This is a genomic window from Bradyrhizobium sp. 25ACV (assembly GCF_054863005.1).
The window spans coordinates 1-262 of record NZ_JAVAYO010000139.1 but is presented as its reverse complement, the minus strand read 5'-3'; the positions used below and the strand labels follow the sequence as shown (position 1 = coordinate 262).

The 262-nt window shown below is 70.2% G+C and carries 1 protein-coding gene; it reads left to right on the top strand.

The genetic code is table 11. The annotated features are described in order from the left end of the window. On the top strand, nt 1–262 hold a 262-nt coding region (locus RAD04_RS38890; protein WP_461627995.1), incomplete at both ends, for an RraA family protein.

Genomic DNA, 262 nt, shown 5'->3' with positions numbered 1-262 from the left:
AGCTGATGGTGGCGCACGCCATCCGTCGCGGCCTGGGCGGCATCGTGATCAACGGCGCCGTGCGCGACCTGGCTGCCATCCTGGCCGGCGCCTTCCCCGTGTTTGCCGCCGGCGTGACGCACCGGGGGCCCTACAAGGACGGCCCGGGCGAGATCAACGTCCCCATCGCCATCGACGGCATGGTGATAGCGCCGGGCGATCTGGTGATCGGCGACAGCGACGGCTTGCTGTGCGTGGCCTATGACGACGTCGCCGCGGTCTA